The organism is Acrocarpospora pleiomorpha (assembly GCF_009687885.1).
Lineage (GTDB): Bacteria > Actinomycetota > Actinomycetes > Streptosporangiales > Streptosporangiaceae > Acrocarpospora > Acrocarpospora pleiomorpha.
The window spans coordinates 17,491-33,347 of record NZ_BLAF01000022.1 but is presented as its reverse complement, the minus strand read 5'-3'; the positions used below and the strand labels follow the sequence as shown (position 1 = coordinate 33,347).

Genomic DNA, 15,857 nt, shown 5'->3' with positions numbered 1-15,857 from the left:
TTAATAGTCTGGGAGGCGCTGGTGACCCGGTTCGCGCGTGTTGTCGTGACAGTTCTTCTGGCGAGCACCGCGGTGATCGTGCCCGGGTCCGCTCCGGCGGTGGCGGCGACGATGGCGGATGTCGTACCGGTGCCGGTGACCATCCAGCCGTCTGCGGCGACCTACACGCTCCCGGCGGGGGCGAGCATCTTCACCCAGTCGGGATCCGCAGATGTCGGGACTTATCTGGCGGGCATTCTGCGGCGTTCGACCGGGTACGCGCTGCCGATCGCGAGCGCCGGATCGGGCGAACCCACCAGTGGCATCTCCCTGCTGCTCAGCGGCGCCGACCCGAGCGTGGGCGCGCAGGGATACCAGCTCGACGTGACCGCCGCCGCCGTGGTGCTGCGGGCGCAGACGGCGACCGGCCTGTTCAACGGGGTCCAGACGCTGCGGCAGCTGCTGCCGCCGGAGATCGAGAGCACGACCGTGCGCCCGGGGCCCTGGGCGGTTCCCGGGGGCAGGATCGTGGACTACCCGAGGTTCCCCTACCGGGGCACGATGCTCGACGTGGCCCGGCACTTCCACCCGGTGGCCACGATCAAGCAGCACATCGACCGGATCGCGCTCTACAAGATCAACTACTTACATCTGCACCTGTCCGACGACCAGGGCTGGCGGATCGTGGTGGACTCCTGGCCCCGGCTGGCCACCTTCGGCGGCAGCACCCAGGTGGGCGGCGGCCCTGGCGGGTACTACACGAAGGCGCAGTTCCAGGACATCGTCGCGTACGCCGCGGCCCGGCACATCACGATCGTGCCCGAGATCGACATGCCGGGGCACACCAACGCCGCGCTCGCCTCCTACGCCGACCTCAACTGCAACGGCGTCGCCCCGGCGCTCTACACCGGCACCGGAGTCGGGTTCAGCTCGCTCTGCACGACCAAGGAGATCACCTACACCTTCGTCAACGACGTGCTGACCGAACTCGCGGCGCTGACGCCCGGGCCGTACCTGCACGTCGGCGGGGACGAGGCGGACGCGACCTCGGACGCCCAGTACGCCACGTTCATGAACCGGGTGCAGCCGCTGGTGACCGGCAAGAACAAGGCCGTCATGGGCTGGCATCAGATCGGCGCCTCGGCCGTGCAACATTCGGCGAACCGGATCGTGCAGTACTGGGGCACCACCACGTCCGACTCGCTGGTGAGCACCGCCGTCTCGCGCGGCGCGAAGGTGGTCATGTCCCCGGCCAACAAGGCCTACCTCGACATGAAATACACCAACGCCACCCCGATCGGGCTCAGCTGGGCGGGCCTCATCGAGGTGCAGACCGCCTACGAGTGGAACCCCGGCGCCCACCTCAGCGGCGTGCCCGCCACCGCCGTCCTCGGCGTCGAGGCCCCGATGTGGACCGAGACGATCGTCACCGAGGACCACATCGAGTTCATGGCCTTCCCCCGCCTGCCCGCCATCGCCGAACTCGGCTGGTCCCCGTGGTCCACCCACAACTGGACGGCGTTCCGCGCCCGCCTGGCCGTCCAGGGCCCCCGCTGGACGATCATGGGCATCGACTTCTATCGCTCCCCCCAGATCGCCTGGCCCGCGCCGGGCACGACCGTCCGGTACGAAGCCGAGAACGCCGCCATCACCCAGGGCGTCGTCGAGTCCAACCACGCCGGCTACTCCGGCACCGGCTTCGTCAACTACGACAGCGCCGTCGGCAGCCGCGTGCAGTGGACGGTCACCGCCCCCACCGCGGGCACGGCCGCCCTCCGCTTCCGCTACGCCAACGGCACCACGGTCAACCGCCCCATGGACATCACCGTCAACGGCACGCTGGTCGCCGACGAGTTCGCCTTCACGGGCACCGGCGCCTGGACCACCTGGCAGACCAGAACCCTGACCGTTACGCTACCGGCCGGAACATCCACCATCCGGGCCGCGGCCACCACCGCGAACGGCGGCCCGAACGTCGACTACCTGGAGGTGCAGCGCTAGACCTTCGCCATCGGGCGGCGGCCGTAGGCGTGCTGGACCAGGGCGATGAGGACTTCCTTGCCGGAGTCGCGGCGGCGGGCGTCGCAGAGCAGGACCGGGATGTTGGGGCCCAGGTTGAGGGCGAGTTTGACCTCGTCCAGGTCGTAGCGGGGGGCGTCGTCGAAGCAGTTGACGGCGACGATGAACGGGGTGCCGCGGCGTTCGAAGTAGTCGACCGAGGGGAAGCAGTCGGCCAGGCGGCGGGTGTCGGCCAGGACGACCGCGCCCAGGGCGCCGCGGGCGAGCTCGTCCCAGACGAACCAGAAACGTTCCTGGCCGGGGGTGCCGAACAGGTAGAGGACGAAGTCGTCGCCGATGCTGATCCGGCCGAAGTCCATCGCGACCGTGGTGGTGCTCTTGGACTCGACGCCGGACAGGTCGTCGACGCCCACGCTGCGGTCGGTCAGGGTCTCCTCGGTGCGCAGCGGTTTGATCTCGGAGACCGCGCCCACCATGGTGGTCTTGCCCACCCCGAAGCCGCCCGCGATCAGCAGTTTGATCGGGACGGGCATCTTCTTCTTGCTGTCAGAGAGCCCGGAGACCATCGAGCACCGCCCTATACATTCTCTCGTCGAGGACGTCCACCTCGGGCTGCGGTTCCTGGACCGCGATGAAACCCCGGTCCAGCAGGTCGCCGAGGAGCACACGGACCGTGCCGGCCGGCAGGTCCAGGTGGGCCGCGATCTCCGCCACCGAAAGCGGCCGCTTGCACAGCCGGACGATCTTCAGATGTTCCGGGTCGAGGCCCATCTCGACCCCGGTGGCCGGGCGGATGGTCACGGCCAGCGAGATGAGGTCCAGCTTGGCCCGCGCCTCGGTCCGGCCGCGCGTCATCACGTACGGCCGGACGACCTGCTCGTCATAGAGGGAGTCATCAGGATTCACGGGTCGCTCCTGGTAGAAGAGGCTACGGTCCGTGCGGGCGAGGTGAGGTACTGGCCGACGCGGGTGACCAGCATGGCCATCTCGTACGCGACCAGGCCGATGTCGGCCGATTCCTCGCAGAACACGGCCAGGCAGGCACCCTGGCCGGCGACCGTGACGAGCAGGTAGGCGGACTTCATCTCGATGATGGTCTGCCGGACCGTGCCGCCTTCGAACCTTTCACTGATGCCGCGGGCCAGACTCTGCACTCCCGCCGCGACCGCGGACAGGTGCTCGGCGTCGTCCACGGCCAGGCCGCGGGAGGCCGCCATGAGCAGACCGTCGGTGGACAGAACGATGCAGTGCCGAGCCTCGCGGACCCGCCCGACAAGATCGTCCAATAGCCAGGCCAGGTCAGCGGATGCGGTCATCATCGGTAGTCCTCATCGTCCTTTTGTTGTCCGAGTAGCCGCGCGGCCTCGGACCTTCCACGTTGGGTACCAGACTGGTACGACCCCATGATCTTACGGATGTCGTCGGGAGAACGATCATCGTCCTCATCCTCAGGCAGATCCTCGACCGGCCGGTCCCGCAGGGACGGGGCGATGCTCGCCTGGGGCACCCGGAAGGGGAGCCCGGACGGGGTGAACGACTCAGGCACGGGAGCCTCCGGGACACGCGGGATGTCGGGAGTGTCCGGCACAAGCTCGGGGCGGCGGTGTTCCCCGATCGGGGTGACCGGTGTCGCCACCGGGGCCGCGAGCGGCTGCTGCCGGAGGGGTTCCGGCACCCGGTCGAGCGGGTCGGTGGGCCGTCCCTGCTGGGCGACCACGGCCATCCTCGGCAGCTCGGGCAGGTCCAGCGGATCGGCGCCCGCCAGGCCCGCGCTCATCGTCACGAGTTCGTCCTCGACGACCAGCTCGCGCGGGAGCAGCACCACCGCGGTGGTCCCGCCGTACGGGGAGGCCTTGAGCTGGACCCGGATGCCGTGGCGCTCGGCCAGGCGGCTGACCACGAACAGGCCGAGCCGGGCGGTGCTGGACAGGTTGAACTCCGGCGGCTCCAGGATGCGCTGGTTGGCCGCGGCCAGGTCCTCGGCGGACATGCCCAGACCCCGGTCCTCCACCTCCAGCGCGTATCCGTTGGCCACCATCTGCCCGGCCACCTGCACCACCGTGTACGGCGGCGAGAACGAGACCGCGTTCTCGACCAGCTCGGCCAGCAGGTGGATGACGTCGCCGACGGCCCGGCCGGTCAGCTCGACCTGGCCCATCGGCATGATGGTGACCCGGGTGAAGTCCTCGACCTCGCCGAGCGCGCCGCGCACCACGTCCACCATGGGGACGGGGTTGCGCCAGGCGCGGGCGGGGCTCGCGCCGGAGAGCACGATCAGGTTCTCGGCGTTGCGGCGCATGCGGGTGGCCAGGTGGTCGACCCGGAACAGGTCGTTGAGCTCCTCCGGCTCGCTCTCCCTGCGCTCCATCACGTCCAGCAGGGTGAGCTGGCGGTGCACCAGACCCTGGGTACGGCGCGCCAGGCTGAGCAGAATGTCGCGGATGCTCTGCCGCAGTTCGGCTTCTTCGACGGCGGTTCTGACGGCGGTCTCCTGCACCGCGTTGAAGGCCTGGCCGACCTGGCCGATGACGTCGGGGCCGAATTCCAGCGGCGGAGCCTCGGTGGCGACGTCCACCTTCTCACCGTGGGCGAGCCGGTTGACGATGCTGGGCAGGCGCTCGTTGGCGAGTTCGAGCGCGGCCGTGCGCAGCTTCTCCAGCTGCTGGACGAGCGCGCGGGCGGTGGTGATCGACAGGATGATCGACGCGATGACTGCGAACAATCCCAGACCACCGGCGAGCGCGAGCCGCAGGATGACGCCGACGGCAACGGGGGTAGCCCGCTCGACGACGTCGTCACCACCCTCCAGGATGACTTTTTCCAGATCCAAGAGGACGGGATCCATCGCCGAGCGCCATTCGCCAGATCCGGCGACGAGCCCCCATGTCTCACTCTGGGCGACCCGAGTCTCCAGAGCGATGAGCCGCTTGAACCCAGGGCTTTCCACGAACTTCTGGTACCTGTCACGGTCGGCGGGAGGAAGTTCGGCCTCCGCCTCCGCACGGAGGAACCGCTGGGAGCCGACGAGCTCGATGAAGGCGGTGCGCTCGGCAGGGCTGAAACGTCTCGCCGCGATGGCGCCGGATATCAGCGCGTCCTCACGGGAAAACAGTTCCTTGGCCCGGGTGAGCGTGATGAGCGTCCGGCTGTCCCTGACCACTCCCTCGTCGTCGAACCCCGAGCTCGCGCCCCAGATTCTGAAGGCGGCGTCGATGATTTCGTCGAAGGCTCCGACAGCGCGGGCACGGTCGACCTGGCCGGTGTCGACCTTGGCGCGCGCGGGAGCCAGCCCGTCCAACTCCGCGTACATCGCGGTGAGCCGCTGCGTCAGGGTGGGACTTGCCGCGAACTTGAGGTCACTCTCGCTGGACAGCTGGCGAAACTTCGCTTCCGCGTCGTTCGTACGGGTCCGCTGAGTCCCCAGCGCGTCCCGGTTCTGGCGGTTGGGATCGCCCAGATACGTGACGGTGAGTCGACGCTCCTCCTGGAGGGCTGTCACCAGCACGACCCCGGGTCGTCCGGTCTTCTCGTCGATGGTGCTGACCCAGAGAAGGTTAAGTCCTTCCCGTAGCGTGACCCATGCGGCGAAGGCCCAGAGCGCGGCAAGCGACAGCAGAAGAGCTGCCACCTTGGCGCGGACACGCGAGTTACGGAAACGCATAACACCGTCCCTGAGAAAGTCAGAGAGCCGTGGCAGGTTTCTCCGCGATTAACAATCGCTAACCACTGGGCACCACAGCAGGAGCACGGGTGCGAATCCCTGCACCACACCCCGGGGAACCCTAGCAATGCCGGGAAATACACTCAAGACGGCGATCTACATATAGCCAGATCTGTCCAATTTAGCCATTAATGCTAACTTTGCCGCCTTTTTCCGGGTAGATGATCATATCTTACTGTGGCGCACTGTGCCAACCACCGTGCGCTCCACCAGGCGCGTGGCGCTGAGCACCACCCCGCGTACGATCGCCTCCGGCAGGTAGAGATCCTTGTCGTGCCACATGGGCGGGTCGTCGACGATATCGACCTCTCGCGAGAGGTAAGCGTGTCCGCGCGTGAGGGCCTCCTCGTCCACGTCGTCCATGAGGAGGAGGATGTGCATCGCGTACGCGGTCTCCTCCATGGTTCCCGTCCAGAGCCCCCATGATCCGTCTGCCCTCTGGGTCCGCCTGACCCAGCGGGAGGCACGAGCGACCGCTGCGGCGGCGGGCCCGGATCCGAACTCGTGGAGTGCCAGGCAGCAGCATGTCGTCGCGTAGTACGGCGAGGCGTGCCAGCGATCGAACCAGCTTCCATCCAGCCGCTGACGTTCGCAAAGCCAGCGAGACAGCCGGTCCATCGCCTGCCCGTAACGGGGATCCGCGTCCTCAACGCTTCTCCGGTAGCTCCCGAACGCGTCCAGCACGTGGGCGTTCACGGTGAGCGACACTCCCTCCTCACCCGGCCAGGTGGAGAAGTGGCTCCCGGTGTCGTACTCCCACAGGCTCTTCGGCTCATGCGGTCTGCCCAGCAGGGAAAGCGCGTACAGGGCGACGGAGGTCGTGTCGGCGTCCTTCGGCAGTCCCGGCCCCGCGGCCACGCCTCCCGGCGCGAGGGACAGTTCCAGGCTGGCCACGATCGCGGGTGGGACGGAGACAGGCAGATCGCCGCGCGCCAGCCAGCTCACCACCCACGCCTGTTCAAAGACGGTGATGGGAATGCCGCACGGCACGGGGCCGGCATGGCGCCGGACGACCTCTTCCAGGTGCCTGCGCGCAGGCGAGAGGGGGTTGAGCCTACCCCGCTCCCCAAGCCAGGCTGCCGTTGCCGCAGGCGACGCTCCGATGGTCCCTGGACCCTTCACGTCGACTCCGGGAGCCGCGTACGCCGCCTCCTCGGCCACTTCCAGCGCATGGAGAAGCTTCTCCGGGATGCGTCCACCGGAGGCCACCCGGGAACGGATCACGGGTAGGGCGTCCCCGCGCATCCCGCTGGGCAACTCCAGCCGGACCTCGCCCCAACCCGCACCCTCCAGCGCCGAACCGGGCAAACCGTCCAGATGCCTGGTGATCGACTCGGTGAGGGCCGGCACGATCAGTTCGAGCGCGGGCATGTCGGGCAGGTCATCGTGGCGAGAACGGACCAGCCACTCCAGCCCTCGGTCCACGGCGGCCATCATGCGGGCCCGGTCCAGCCCATGATCCTCGCGGAGCAGCGACCCGAGCAGCGCCTCCGTCGCGCTCAGGGTCGGCGCCAGCGCGTATCCACCGGGACCGCCCCAGCCCCCATCAGGTCGCTGATTGGCCAGAAGGTACAGGATCCGCTCGTGGTGGGCACCCAGCCAGGGAGCGAGGGTGATCATCCGCCCGGTCTCGTACACCGACGGCGAAACCTGGCCCCAGGGCTCGGCGGCTATCCCATCGATGAGCTCCTGGGCCCTCGCGAGTAAATCGTGCGCGGTGACCACACCCTCCCGGATCACAGGGCCCCCCAGTAGTCGGTCATCCCGTAGAAGCCTGTGCTGAAGCCGATCTGCCGTTCCAGGTAGATCGCCTCCTGAGGACAGCTGTCCCGCAGCGGGTGCAGCAGGTCCCGGCAGTACGCGACGAGCGTGGCCAGGCGTCGGGAGATGTCGGCCTTCCCGACTCCCAGCATCTGGGCGTTCAGATCTCCCCAGCCCAGGTCACGCTCGTAGGTGGCGAGGTCGTTCAGCAATCGGAGGATCCGCTGGACCTCCCGGCTCACGACGGAGAGCTCAGCCACATGACGAACGGTGGCGGGATCTCCTCCATAGATCCAGTGCGAGATGTTCACCAGGGCGGAACCGAAGTTGTCCGCGTTGGCGAGATAGTCCTCGAACGTCGGTAACGGCGAGCCGCTCGCCAGCGCGGCTTTCCACTCCCACTCGCGCGCCATGGCGGCCAGGTAACGCTCGAGCTGAGCCCGCCAGGCATTACCCAGAGCGGCGAACGCGGGCCGGGCCACCAGTTCGTCCCGGATGTCGGCGAGAAAGCACATCAGCGGAGCATGGCTCTCTGGCCGAGCCCCGTCGGCCACCTCAAGACAGCCGCGCACGATGGCGTCGACCTCGTCCGCCGACTTCGCCACGTAGTCCACGAGCCAGTCGGCGGCGAAGACCCAGAGCGACGTCCGCACCGCGATCCGCAGCTGGTCCGCGGTGGCCCACGGAGAACCCCACGCGTTCGCCAAAGCCACTCCGGTGAAGACGGTTGGCGCGAAAGGCCCTTCGGGGAACAGTTCGGGATAGCGCTCCGAGCATTTGTAGAGGTCGCGGAGGCACTGCGCGGCGAGCGCGGAGACGCGGCCATGCTCGGAGGCTGACAGGAGTTCGCCGTCCTCGACTGAGAGACGGCTCATGCCTGCTTCGCCTTGGGGTGCAGGACGAGCTCGATCCGGTTACGCGGCTTGAGCGTGAGCCGTACCTGGGGATCGACCCGCGCGCCCGGACCAAGACGCGGGCGGAACCGCCTGAGCATCGCTGACACGATGAGCTGTGACTCGATCGTGAAGAGGCTGCTGCCGAGGCAGGCGTGCGGACCGTACCCGAACGCGAGATAGGCGAGGCGGTGACGGTCCCGGCCGCTTTCCGGCGCGAAGCGCTCTGGATCGAAGACATGGGGGTCGTCCCAGACGCTCTCCAGGCGATGGGTCAGGTATGGGCTGATGACGAGGATCGAACCGCCCTTGATGCGAACACCGTCGATCACGTCATCGTCGACCACCATGCGGGGCACTATCCAGCCGACGGAGTACATCCGGAGCAGTTCCTGCAGAACCATCTTCGTGTAGACCAGGTCGTCCAGATGTTCACGGCCCGGTTGTTCTTCACCGACCACCCGGTCCACCTCGGCGTACAGCTTCGAGGACACTTCGGGGAGCGTGTCTATCGCCGCCCAGAGCCAGGTCAGTGCCGTGACCGTCGTCTCCGAGCTCGCCACGAACATGCCGACCAGGTCATCCCGAACCTGCTGGTCGTTGAAACTCCTGCCGTCCTCGTCGCGTGCCCGGATGAGTAGGGACACCACATCCCCGTCCTCGGTTGCCTGGCGGCGAGCCTCCCGCACGATTGGGAACATGATCTCGTCCACCGTCCGCACGGCACGAGCGAACGCCCGGTCTCCCGGAAGCGGAATCGCATGCGGGGCGAAGGGGAGCAGCATCCGGGCGCCGATGGACGTGGTGGCGATGTGGATCGCCTTCCCCAGCCGCTCCGCGTCCGCCATCGAGATCCTGCTGCCGAAGAAGACCCGGATCACAGTCCGGTGCACGATGCGGGTGAGCTCGGTCACGGCGTCGACGGAGGGCTGCTCTTTCGTCCGGGCGGCCAGCTCGTCGACCGCCTCTGCGATCGTCGACGACATCTCATCGGTCATCGCGTTGATGTTCTTCCCGGAGAAGACCGACTGCAGGATGCCGCGACTGAACGCCCAGCTCGGTCCCTCGCTGGCGAGACCCTGCCCCACCAGCCGAGTGAAGGGCTTCCACATCAGTCCCTCGCGCCGATAGTTCGGCGCCTTGTCGCGGAGGATGTGCTGGGCGTGCTCCGGACGGGTGACCAGGTACGGGCGGAACACCCCCACGTTCACCCGGACGATCTCTCCGTTCGCCTCGCGACCCACGGCCTCGAATGCCTTGAGCGGATCGCGGAGCAGCTTCGGGAGGACGTACCTGAGGGGAAGGGTCCTGGCTTGGCGGGACTGGACAGCATCAGTAGCGATCGACATCGCGGGTGTCTCCCACTTGGTGCGATTCTGAGCAGCACTAAAGCACTCATGGCGGATGGATGCGTGAAACGGTCCAATGCATGGGTCGGCGGATCAGGCGCCTGGACCTCGACCGAAATGGTCGGTATTCGAATAGGAATCGACGCTCAGTAGCTCGTCGGTTACCTCCAGTTCATGCCTGATCACGTAGCCGATGTCGCCTAAGTGATGGTTTTAGCCCCAAGCAACATCACTGGCGCAGTATCACATGATCAATTCCAATCGATCAATATTGCACCACAGTGATACTTTTGTAGGCACATGACCGAAATACATGGATCGGTCCGAATTGGAGGATATTGGGCGGTAAGTGACTGGGGTTACCTGCGGGAACGGCCTAGGCGAAAGGCCAGCAGACTGGTTGGATCTTCTCGGGGCTTGCCGATGAAACGCGTCAGCCGGTAAATATGAAGAATTCTCGCGTTACGGGAGCACCATGAGGACGTCCCCCGCCTTTCGCGCCGCCCGCGCGGGAACGATCGTGCTGGCGTTGCTGCTGCTGGCCGGGGTGGCTCTGGACCCTTCCAAAGTGGTGGGCCTGTCCTCCTATCCGGGCAGCTACCGGCTGGGGTCCATGCTTATCTACCTGCCCTTATGGCTGGCCGGATTCGCAGCCGGATGCACCATCCTCCTACGCCGCAAGTCCGGATTTTTCGTGACATTGGGTGTTCTGGTGTTATCGGCGATGGTCGCGCGGTTCGCGGCTTCGCTGGTGAGCGTGATCGGCACGGTGCCCGCCTGGTCGACGGTCCGGTTCGTGGCCTGGTCGACGGGGTTCACCGGGGTCTACGCCGGCCTGCTCGGCTGGCCCGCCGCCATCCCCGCCTGGCTGATCCTGCGCCGCGAGAAGCCCGGCCCGTCGCCCAAGCCGGTGCCGGAACTGACGGTCATGGCCGCGTTCGCCGGGGTCGGCGGCCTGCTGCTGCTCAGCCGCGCCTGGTGGACCCACTCCCCCCTCGGGTACGCCTTCGGCGACGGCTGGTGGTTCATCGCCCCCACCGCCGAGGCCGGAGTCGTCGGTGGGATGGTCGGCCTGGGCGTGTTCCTGGCGGTCGTCCACGTGACCGCCCCCCGGCTGGCCCAAGGCCCAGGCAGGTTATCGACGTTCGTCGGCGGCTGGCTGGCCTGCGTCTGCGGCGGCCTCGGCCTGGGCGCCACCCAGAGCCTGCTCGCCCTGTTCGCCTCGGACCCGGTCGACGACCTGGGCTCCGACCTGTGGGCGATCCCCGCGGCCCTGCTCAGGCTCTCCCTCGGCGTCTCGTACGGCGCGACGATCGGCCTGGTCGCGGCCATCGCCCTGATCGCCCTTCCCGCGTCCCTGCGCGCCCCCCGGATGATCAAACCGGCCATCGCCACGATGGCCCTGACCAGCCTGCTCACGGTCGACCCTCTGCCGCCACCGCTCCCCGTCGCGGCCACCACCACGGCGGACGAACTGCCCCGGCTGTCGGTGTCCGCGCCCGCGATCGTGGACAGCCAGGGCCGCCAGGTCCTGCTCCGCGGCACCAACGTGGAACTCCCGCTGACCAGGGACGACTTCCGGGACCTCGCCGAGCAGGGCGCCAACGTCGCCCGCCTGGGCATCTCCTGGTCGCGGCTGGAACCCACCCCTGGCGTCTGGGACCCCGGCTATCTGGCCAGGATCAGGGAGGCGGTCGGCTGGGCCGAGGCGCACGACCTCTACACCGTGCTCAACCTGCGCCAGGACCGCGCCCCCACCGGCCTGTACGCGACCTGGGGACGACTGGCCGCCGAGTTCGCGGGTTCGTCGGCCGTGGCCGGGTTCGACCTGATGAACGAACCGGCCACCGGGGAACAACCCCCGCTCACCTCGTCATTGCTGCTCGGCCGGGACTACGCCGAGGCCGTCACGGCGATCAGGGCCGCCGAGCGCACGGCCCGCGGCTTCGCCCACCTGATCTTCTTCCAGCCCAGCGCGCTCTGGACCGAGCTGGGCTTCGACGCCGCCCCTCCGCCCGGCTTCAGCGCCGATCGAAACCTGGTGTTCGCGCCCCACCCGCCCGCGCGCTCCACCCTGGTCTCGGCCCGGCGGGGACTCGCCCAGGCCGCGCGCATGGCCTCGCGATACGACGCCGCCCTGTGGATCGGCGAATGGTCGAGCGAGCCGCGCGGCTACGCGTCCGCGGAAGACGAAGGCCTGGTCGGGGGCGCTTTCCGGGTCGGCGACAAGCCCGCCGTGCTCTCCCGGGCCTATCCCCGGGCCACGCCGGGACGATTGACCGCGCTCTGGTCCGGCACCGAACGCCGCGGCCTGCGCCTGGCGGGAACCGGCGGCAGTGGCCGCTGCGACCTGGACGTCTGGGTTCCCGGGGCGGAACGGCCCGCGGTCGCGTCCAGCGGCATCTCCAGCGTCGCCTCCCGCAGGGTTCCCGGCGGCTGGCGGATCTCCGGCTGCCCGTCGGGCGACTACCGGCTGGAGCTGGTGTAGGTCAGGCCGTCTTGGTGACCAGGATCGCGATGCCCAGCAGGATGGCGACGGGGATCAGCCACATGACGACCTCGACCGCGAACTCCTTGTACATACCGTTCCTCTCCGTAAGCAGGGCGAAGTTTTCCGTTCGCCAGCATATTAGGTAGACCGAAATTGCCCACTTCTAGAGGGGCACGAGCGCGTACGCGACCTGCCCGGAGCCGAGCGCGCCCGCCTCGTAACCCACCGCGACCAGCACTCTCCGCCGTACCCCGGCAGTGTGGATCCACTCTCCGCCAACAGGTTGATGGAACGTCTGCCCATCCGGCAACTCCACTGCCACCTCTTCGTAACCGATCTGCACCCGGAACCCAATGGGTTCTTGCGTAACAGCCCCAGGCGCGGGGTCCAGGCCGAGCTCCATCGCGAGCGACGGCATCATCACGGGTCCGCGAGGATCCGGAGTCTCCAGCAGAAGCACCGCCTCCTCAGCACTGGAGCCAGCCGCGCGAGCCACGATCGCCGTCACGTAGAGCATGATTCCGGAGGCTACCCGAGGGGCGCGGATACGCGGCCTGAAAGGATCGATATATGCGTTTCATCATCATCGGAGCCGGGGCGATCGGCGGGACCATCGGCGGGAGGCTGTTCGAGAGCGGCCATGACGTCGTGCTGGTGGCCCGAGGCGCTCACTATGCCGCGTTGCGCGATGGCGGGCTCCGTTTCGTCACCCCCGGCCGCTCCGTGACTCTCCCCATCCCCGCCGCCCAAGGCCCGCAAGACGTCGAGCTGACCCCCTCAGACGTACTCCTCCTGGCCGTGAAAACTCAGGACACGGCGGCCGCGCTGGACGTGTGGTCAGGCGCGCCGGTACGCGGCGGCGGCACCGCCGCCGAACGGCTCCCGATCATCTGCGCCCAGAACGCCGTCGAAAACGAACGCGCCGCCCTCCGCCACTTCGCCCGCGTGTACGGCATGCTCGTCTGGCTCCCCGCCCTCCACCTGGAACCGGGCACCGTGGCCGCGTACGCCGCACCGCTCTCCGGCATGCTGCCCCTCGGACGTTATCCCCAGAGTGTGGACGAATTCTCCGAACAGGTGGCGGAAGCCCTGAGCAAGAGCGTCTTCTCCAGCTGGCCCGACCCCGACGTCATGCGCTGGAAATACGCCAAACTCCTCGGCAACCTCGGCAACGCCATCGAAGCCCTGTGCGGTCCCGTCCCCGGCCTCGAAACAGTGATGACGCAAGCGGTAGTCGAAGGCCGCGCAGCCCTGGACGCGGCCGGGATCAGCTACGCGACCTCTCAGGAGGAAGAAGACAAACGCGGCAATCGAGTGGACCTGGTGGCCATCGACGGCGTCCCTCGCCCAGGCGGCTCATCCTGGCAGAGCCTCGCCAAGGGCAGCGGCACGATCGAGGCCGACTTCATCAACGGCGAGATCGCCCTCCTCGGCCGCCTGCACGGCATCCCCACCCCGGCCAACGTCGTCCTGCAGCGGGAGGCCAACCGCTTCGCCCGGGAACGGCGGGAACCGGGTTCGATGTCGATCGAGACTCTGCGCGACTTGATCGAGGCCGCCGGAGCGGGCGCCACCTCCGAACAGCAGGCGTGATCACGCCATGGAGGAACCGCTCGGGGCCTTACCGACTGGTGCGGAACTTCAGCGTGGGAGGGTGCTGCTGCCCGGGACCGGCGGTCCCGGGCAGCAGCGGTTGGTCTACTGCTTGACCCAGAACGTGTAGTCCGCCGAGTACCGCACGCCGAGCTGGGCACCCTCGGTGCACGAGCCGGTCGGGGCCAGACCACCGCGGGTGTTGAGCCGTTGGATGAAGGTCACGCCACCCAGATCGCTGTCCAGGCCGCCGCTGTTCGAGGCAGCGTGGAGCAACAGCTGCGGTATCGCCTTCTGCTTGGGGTCGGGAACGGCTTTGTCGACTGCGCCGACGACCGAAGATCCGTCAGAGAGGTCGGTCCACGTCGGACCGCCGTTGTGGATCACCTTGGATCTGCCGTGCCTGTCGGTGAGATTCGCTGCTGGTTGCTTGAAGGTGAACGCCCCGTTCGTGCACGTGTAGATCTGTACGCCCACGGCCTTGAGTACGGCGATGCGCTTGTTGCCTGCCGGTACCTTGATTTCATCCGGAATGTTGTTCTGGTTTGCGGCCTGTGGTGTGCCGTTCGACGTGGAAGCGGCGGCCGTGGCACTTCCCCCGAGCGCCAACGCAGTTACAGCGAGAGCTAGCGTTAACTTCTTTTTCATGCGTCAACCTTCTCCCATATGACCTGGCGAATTTTGGCAGGCCACAGCTTAAACGGCTCTAGGAGAGAAGGGGTTCGCTATGTGTAATTTTCCACGAATGGGGCAAGACGACCTCAGCAGTGATCACTTTCGTGGGGCAGGCCAGTTCGATGGTGAACGCAGTAGGCCCTGCAACGACCGACCCGACGGAACGCTTCACGATCCCCCTGTGGGCGTAGAGCGACATTCCATCGATCGGAACCCGCTGTACACGCTCCTTTGCGTACCGTTTCCGTATCCGTTGGGGGAAACGCCCAAATAACGCTTTACGGGGACTCGGTGGCGCTCTAGTTTCAGTCCGTGGACGTGGAGCGTCGTGAGGCCGCCGAGCGGTACGACAGCGCGCTCCCTGAGGGTGTCAACGTCATGCGGGTGTGGACTCCCCGCGATCCGGACTCGCTGCGCAAACGTCTTGGGGACGATGGTCTGGCGGTGTGGGCCGAGGATGACGTGCTGCATGTGGTGTGGCGGGGGGCCGCGCGGCGGGTGGAGTTGATCGGCGGGGTTCGGCCGCGGCTCTGGCTGGTGGAGGGGACCGACGATCTGTGGGAGGCCTCGCTTCGGATCCGCCGGTTGGATGAGGCTGTCATCGACATCGTCCCGTGTGTCGGCGGGAGCCGTACCACCATGGACGAGATGCGCTGGCACGGGCCGGAGGCGGTCGAGCCTCGGCCGGTCGCGCAGTCTCTGGTCGGCACGGTGGAGCGGCACGAGGTGGAGTTCGCGGGACGGCCTCGGGCCATTACCCTCTATCGGCCGCCGATCGGTGGCGGTCTTGTTCCGGCGTGCTGCGTGGCCGACGGCGGGTCGGTGGGTCTCTTCGCGCGCACGGTCGAACCGGCGATCCTCGCCGGGAAGTTTCCGCCGGTCGTACTGGTGGGGATCGACAGCGATCACGGGGCGGGGGCGTACCCGGACCCGCGAGCGCGGGAGTATCTGCCCGACGCGGACCCGGACCGGTTCGCGGCTCATCTGGCGTTCGTGGTCGACGAGGTCATTCCCTGGGCGGAGGAGCGGTTTCCGGCGTCGGGGCACTGGATGAGCGGCGGTTACTCCAACGGCGCGGTGTGGGCGCTGACCGCGGCGCAGCGGCGGCCCGACGTGTTCACCGGGGTGGCCGCGCTGAGTCCCGGCATCCCACCGCCCGCCGAGGTCCACACGCTGGGCCGCCATTACCTCGGCGCGGGCACGCTGGAACCGGGCTTCCGCTCGGCCTCCGCCGAATGGGCCAGGCGACTGGCCGGAATCGGCGGGCGGGTACGCCACGAGGAGTGGATCGGCGGCCACGACCACTACTGGTGGACCCAGCGTTTTCCAACCGCCCTGGAATGGTTACTCGCCTAGCAGGCAAACCACTGCCGAAC

13 protein-coding genes are annotated in these 15,857 nt (G+C 67.8%); 4 read left to right on the top strand and 9 right to left on the bottom strand.

What is annotated here, in order from left to right:
* Positions 1-45 precede the first annotated feature (45 nt).
* Positions 46-1,980, top strand: coding sequence for a family 20 glycosylhydrolase (locus Aple_RS20520; RefSeq protein ID WP_246264667.1), 1,935 nt, complete (start codon positions 46-48; stop codon positions 1,978-1,980).
* Here Aple_RS20520 and Aple_RS20515 read toward each other — a convergent pair.
* The 7 genes from Aple_RS20515 to Aple_RS20485 form a co-directional block, all read right to left on the bottom strand.
* Positions 1,977-2,564 (bottom strand): GTP-binding protein, encoded by a 588-nt coding sequence (locus Aple_RS20515; protein ID WP_155346261.1) that lies wholly within the window; start codon positions 2,562-2,564, stop codon positions 1,977-1,979. The genes Aple_RS20520 and Aple_RS20515 overlap by 4 nt on opposite strands.
* Positions 2,545-2,904, bottom strand: coding sequence for a DUF742 domain-containing protein (locus Aple_RS20510; protein WP_246264666.1), 360 nt, complete (start codon positions 2,902-2,904; stop codon positions 2,545-2,547). Before Aple_RS20510 ends, Aple_RS20515 begins: the two co-directional genes overlap by 20 nt.
* Complete coding sequence (locus Aple_RS20505; protein WP_373869605.1) at positions 2,901-3,317, bottom strand: roadblock/LC7 domain-containing protein; 417 nt, start codon at positions 3,315-3,317, stop codon at positions 2,901-2,903. The genes Aple_RS20510 and Aple_RS20505 overlap by 4 nt, the downstream gene beginning before the upstream one ends.
* On the bottom strand, positions 3,314-5,659 hold the full coding sequence (locus Aple_RS20500) for a sensor histidine kinase (protein WP_155346260.1): 2,346 nt from the start codon (positions 5,657-5,659) through the stop codon (positions 3,314-3,316). The genes Aple_RS20505 and Aple_RS20500 overlap by 4 nt, the downstream gene beginning before the upstream one ends.
* 225 nt (positions 5,660-5,884) lie before the next feature.
* A complete protein-coding gene (locus Aple_RS20495; RefSeq protein ID WP_246264665.1) occupies positions 5,885-7,459 on the bottom strand; it encodes a prenyltransferase/squalene oxidase repeat-containing protein in 1,575 nt (524 codons plus the stop codon).
* Positions 7,456-8,355, bottom strand: a complete 900-nt coding sequence (locus Aple_RS20490) for a terpene synthase family protein (protein WP_155346258.1) — start codon at positions 8,353-8,355, stop codon at positions 7,456-7,458. Before Aple_RS20490 ends, Aple_RS20495 begins: the two co-directional genes overlap by 4 nt.
* A complete protein-coding gene (locus tag Aple_RS20485; RefSeq protein WP_155346257.1) occupies positions 8,352-9,722 on the bottom strand; it encodes a cytochrome P450 in 1,371 nt (456 codons plus the stop codon). The genes Aple_RS20490 and Aple_RS20485 overlap by 4 nt, the downstream gene beginning before the upstream one ends.
* Positions 9,723-10,197: 475 nt before the next feature.
* On the opposite strand from Aple_RS20485, the gene Aple_RS20480 reads away from it, so the two are divergent.
* Positions 10,198-12,210, top strand: a complete 2,013-nt coding sequence (locus Aple_RS20480) for a cellulase family glycosylhydrolase (protein WP_155346256.1) — start codon at positions 10,198-10,200, stop codon at positions 12,208-12,210.
* 166 nt (positions 12,211-12,376) lie between these two features.
* Here Aple_RS20480 and Aple_RS20475 read toward each other — a convergent pair whose 3' ends face one another.
* Entirely contained in the window at positions 12,377-12,730 is a 354-nt protein-coding gene (locus Aple_RS20475) for a hypothetical protein (RefSeq protein ID WP_155346255.1), read from the bottom strand.
* A 53-nt stretch (positions 12,731-12,783) separates the two neighbouring features.
* Here Aple_RS20475 and Aple_RS20470 point away from each other — a divergent pair, with 53 nt between their 5' ends.
* Positions 12,784-13,806 carry a ketopantoate reductase family protein gene (locus Aple_RS20470; protein WP_155346254.1) on the top strand — a complete coding sequence of 341 codons (1,023 nt, stop codon included), beginning with the start codon at positions 12,784-12,786 and terminating at the stop codon, positions 13,804-13,806.
* 105 nt (positions 13,807-13,911) lie between these two features.
* On the opposite strand, the gene Aple_RS20465 is transcribed toward Aple_RS20470, so the two are convergent.
* Positions 13,912-14,454 carry a DUF3455 domain-containing protein gene (locus Aple_RS20465; protein WP_155346253.1) on the bottom strand — a complete coding sequence of 181 codons (543 nt, stop codon included), beginning with the start codon at positions 14,452-14,454 and terminating at the stop codon, positions 13,912-13,914.
* A 339-nt stretch (positions 14,455-14,793) separates the two neighbouring features.
* Here Aple_RS20465 and Aple_RS20460 point away from each other — a divergent pair, with 339 nt between their 5' ends.
* Positions 14,794-15,837, top strand: a complete 1,044-nt coding sequence (locus tag Aple_RS20460) for an alpha/beta hydrolase (RefSeq protein ID WP_155346252.1) — start codon at positions 14,794-14,796, stop codon at positions 15,835-15,837.
* Positions 15,838-15,857: the final 20 nt, after the last annotated feature.